Annotated in this window: 1 protein-coding gene; it reads right to left on the bottom strand. The window is 73.8% G+C overall.

What is annotated here, in order from left to right:
- Positions 1-493 precede the first annotated feature (493 nt).
- Positions 494-730: ComEA family DNA-binding protein (locus AC5RUJ_RS17655; protein WP_494156432.1), on the bottom strand; the 237-nt coding region annotated here is incomplete at its 5' end.

The following is a 730-nucleotide window of genomic DNA, read 5'->3' as shown; positions in this document are numbered from 1 at the left end:
GGCCGGTCGCGTGGGTGAGCTCCGCTCCCCTGCTGCCGGGCCTGCGGGTGGTGCCGGCTTCCCTGCCGTGGGGGCCGTGGCTGGGGCGGGTCTTCCCGCGGCCGGGGCCGAAGATGGCGTCCCAACCTGGTGGCTGGACGAGGCAGGAGCCGGGCCGGCCGCAGCGGTAACAGCAAACGGGCGGTCGCTGCACAGGCGGTTCCCAAGAGCACACCCGCAAACAGCAGGGCCACCCCCGGCGGCGCGTGCGGCAGGGCCAAGGCAGCTGCCCAACATGCCACCACCGCGAGCCCCAGGCGAAGATCCAGGCGCCGGCCTCGGGCCTCCGTCGCGGCGGCCTCAGCGGCCGCGGGATCCGGCTTGAGGTGCCGCAGCAACCACCGGCCCAGGTCGCTGCGCCGTCTGGGCGGCTGACCCAACTCATTCTGGTCCGGCGCCACGACGTTCGGACGTCGGGCCGCATCCGCGTACCGCTGCCAGCGCGGCGGCCGGCTCATACCGACACCAGTTCCACCAGCGCCTCCAGCATGACCGGCCCGATGCCGGGCACTGCATCAAGATCCGACGGCTGCCCGTACGGGCCGTGCTGCTCGCGGAACTCGACAATCCGCGCGGCAAGAACCGGTCCGACCCGGGGCAGTTCGAGGAGCTCCTCGGCCGTCGCCGTATTGATGTTGATCTTGGCAGCCGGACCGCCCGCGGCGCCGCCCCCGCCTGGCTCCTCGGCGCC

It is taken from the genome of Arthrobacter sp. Y3223164 (genome assembly GCF_059091005.1).
This window is presented reverse-complemented; position numbering and strand designations above follow the sequence as displayed.